Source organism: Amycolatopsis sp. NPDC003861 (assembly GCF_053605405.1).
On record NZ_JBSGJD010000452.1, the window covers coordinates 1 to 3,694 of the forward strand.

Below are 3,694 nucleotides of genomic sequence, written 5' to 3' on the forward strand. Positions count from 1 at the left end.
GTTTTTGTTTTTACTATTTTTCTTTTACTATTTTTACTCACAGGCGCGCACCCGGGCGAACGGGGGGGGGGCCCGGGCCACCCCCCCGCCCCCCCGCACCCCCAGTGGCCCGGCGGAACCCGCCGTCAGGGGACAGGAGACAACGAGTACCGCGCTGGATACCGGCAAAGTTGGCGGATCCAGCCCGGCCACCGGCGGCCGGACGCTGGGTGCCGGGGCGGGCGCGACCTCGCCGGCCGAGGAGGCGGCCGCGGCCGGAGGGTGGAAGGCGAGCGGCCCGGAGGGTGGAAGCAGGCGCGGCGAACGAGCAGGCCCGGCAGCCGCCGTCGGGTTGCGCGCGGCCGGAGCCTGGCCAGACCGCCCAGCAACCCCGGGCAGCCGCGGTCGGGCTGCGCGCGGCCGGGCCTGGCCAGGCTCACCCACCGGCAGCCCTCGCAGGCGCGGGCTGGATTGCGTGCGGCCCGCCCGGGTGCGGTCGGACTCAGCCCACCAGCAGGCCCGGGTCGGTCTCCGGCACTCCCGCGGGCCACCACTCCTGCCCCTCGAGCCGGTACGGGTGCCACCGGCCGCGGCGATCCAGCCTCAGCTGCACCGCACCCACCGTGCACCGGTTCCGCTCGAACACCGGCTCCCCCTCGGCCTCCGCCAGGGCCGCCCGGGCGGCCGCCACCACCGCCTTCGGTGGGGTCCAGGCCGCTTCCAGCACCTCCAGGCCGTCCGGCCCGCCGAAGCGCCACGCCGCCACCGCCCGCGCGAACGCCGCCCCCTCACCCAGCCGTTCCGCCACCGCGGGAAACTCCGCCGCCAAGCGGATCGCGTCCGGCCGTCGTGGCCACGGCCGGCCGGCCAGCAACGCCCGCGCCCGGCCGGCCGCGTTCTCCGCCAGCAGCGCGAACGCCGAGGCAGGCACCCCTGGCGCCGCCGGGATCGACGGGGCGCCCGACGGCCGGAACGCGTCGAGCGACGGCAGCTCCCCCGGTACCCGGTCCGCCGCCGGCTCGGCGACCGCCACCGGTGCCGTGCGGCTCTCCAGCTCGGACCGGATCTCCCGCTCCCCCTTGCCGCGCATCAGCAACAGCAGGAACGGGTCCGCGTCGAGCAGCCACGAAGCCTGGAACGACAACGCCGCCGCGTGGCGGCAGGGCAGCTCCCAGCCCGGGCAGTCGCACTCCGGGTCGAGGTCACCGATCCCCGGCAGGAGGTCGACGCCGGCCGCCTCGACGAGGTCCGGTGGCATGTCGCGATCCATCAAGGCCGCCAGGTGCCCCGCGCGGGACGCCACCCGGTCGAGGAACCGCGTCCAGTCCGCCTCCGACAGCTCCGCCAGCCGCAGCTGCGTGCGGTACGGGCCGCCGTCGGCGTCCTCGACCGTCGCCGCGATGCGGCCCGGGCTGACCGTGATCGGGCCGACCAGGCCGGCCGCCGCGTACTTGCGGCCCTTCTTCAGCTGACGCAGGTCCAGCGCGGTGTCCTCCATCGCGCGCACCCACGCCCGGCCCCACCACGAACGCGCCAGGTGCCCGCCCGCGCCGAACGCGGGGAAGCCGCGTACCCGGTCGTCGCTCATCCGCGGCTCCTCAGTTCGACGAGTTCGGCCAGCTCGGTGTCCGACAGTTCGGTCAACGCGGCCTCGCCGCCGGCCAGGACCGCCTCGGCCAGCGCCCGTTTCTCCCGCAGCATCGCCGCGATCCGGTCCTCGACCGTGCCCTCGGCGACGAGCCGGTGCACCTGGACCGGCCGGGTCTGCCCGATCCGGTACGCCCGGTCGGTCGCCTGGTCCTCCACCGCCGGGTTCCACCAGCGGTCGAAGTGCACGACGTGGTCGGCGCGGGTGAGGTTGAGGCCCGTCCCGGCCGCCTTCAGCGACAGCAGGAACACCGGCACCTCGCCGTTCTGGAACCGGGCCACCAGCTCCTCGCGGCGCGCCACCGGGGTGCCGCCGTGCAGCAGCTGCGTCGCGATCCCCCGCCCGGCCAGGTGCTTCTCCAGCAGCCGCGCCATGGCGACGTACTGGGTGAACACCAGCACCGCGCCGCCGGTGGCGAGGATGGTGTCCAGCAGCTCGTCGAGCAGCTCCACCTTGCCCGACCGGCCGCCCGGCTCCTTCAGGTACTGCGCGGGGTGGTTGCAGATCTGCTTGAGCGCGGTCAGCAGCTTGACGATCCGGCCGCGCCGGGCCATCCCGTCGCTCGCGGCGATGTCGGCCATCATCTCCCGCACGACCGCCTCGTACAGCGCCACCTGCTCCGCGCTCAAGGCCACCGGCCGGTCGGTCTCGGTCTTCGCGGGCAGCTCGGGGGCGATCCCCGGGTCGGATTTGCGCCGTCGCAGCAGGAACGGCCGCAGCAACCGCGACAGCCGCTCGGCCGCCGCGGTGTCGCCCGCCTCGATCGGCTTCGCCCACCGCGTCCGGAATTCGCTCAGCGAACCCAGCAGCCCGGGCGCGGTCCAGTCGAGGATCGCCCACAGCTCCGAGAGGGTGTTCTCCACCGGCGTCCCGGTCAGCGCCACCCGCGCCGCCGCCGGCACCAGCCGCAGCGCCTTCGCCGTGCCCGAGCGGTGGTTCTTGACGTGCTGGGCCTCGTCGGCGACCAGCAGTCCCCACCGCACCGCGGCCAGCGGCGCGGGATCGGTGCGCAGCGTGCCGTAGGTGGTCAGGACGAACCCGTCGAGCTCGTCGAGAGACCGGGCGCTGCCGTGGAAGCGCCGCACCGGCACACCGGGGGCGAACCGGCGGATCTCGCGTTCCCAGTTGCCCAGCAGCGAAGCCGGGCACACCACCAGGGTCGGCCCCGACGCCCGGTGCAGGTGCAGCGCGATCAGCGTGACCGTCTTGCCCAGGCCCATGTCGTCGGCGAGGCACCCGCCGAGGCCGAGCCCGGTGACGGTGGCCAGCCACTGCAGCCCCCGCAGCTGGTAGTCCCGCAGCGTCGCGGCCAGCCCGGCCGGGGGTGCCTGGGGTTCCGGTGGCTGCGACAGCCGTTCCCGCAGCCGGGCCAGCCAGCCGCCGGTGACGACCTCGACCACTTCGCCGTCGACCTCGGTGGTCCCCGACAGCACCGCCCCCAGCGCGTCGACCGGGTTCAACGGCTTGAGCGCCCGCTCCCGCGCCTTCGCCGCCAGCGCCGGATCGACCAGCACCCACTTCTCGCGCAGCCGCACCACCGGGCGGCGCGCCTCGGCGAGGGCGTCCAGCTCCGCCTCGGTCAGCACCTCACCGCCCAGGGCGAGCTGCCAGTCGAACGCCAGGGCGCGACCGCCGCCGAAGAACGAGGGCAGGTCGCCGGGGTCGTCGCCGGCGCGGACGACGGCCCGCGCGGTCAGCGAGCCCGCCAGCTCGGCGGGCCAGTGCACGTCGATCCCGGCGGCCGCCAGCCGCGGGCCCGCGGTGGCGACCAGTTCGGTGACGTCGTCTTCGCCGAGGGCCACTTCGGCCGGCACCGCCGAGGTCAGCAGCGGGCTCAGCGCCGGCCACACCTGCGCGCCGCGGCGCAGCGCGAGCAGGACGTCGATGCGGGCCCGCGGCCCGAACCGCCCGGTTTCCCACAACTGCGCCGCGTCGGCGAGCTGCCCGGGATCGGCCAGGCTGTGCACCTGGACGAAGGACTTCAACCTGGCCCGCGAGAGCGTGCTGGGCAGCAAGCTTTCGCCCGCGACGCCCGCGTCCGACGTCCAGATGGCGTGCGGCACCGGC

Annotated in this window: 2 protein-coding genes; both read right to left on the bottom strand. The window is 75.4% G+C overall.

The window, feature by feature from the left end; genetic code table 11:
* Positions 1-481 precede the first annotated feature (481 nt).
* Positions 482-1,567 (bottom strand): SWIM zinc finger family protein, encoded by a 1,086-nt coding sequence (locus ACWEVN_RS47085; protein WP_452055606.1) that lies wholly within the window; start codon positions 1,565-1,567, stop codon positions 482-484.
* On the bottom strand, positions 1,564-3,694 hold a 2,131-nt coding region (locus ACWEVN_RS47090; RefSeq protein WP_452055607.1), incomplete at its 5' end, for a DEAD/DEAH box helicase. The genes ACWEVN_RS47085 and ACWEVN_RS47090, both read right to left, overlap by 4 nt.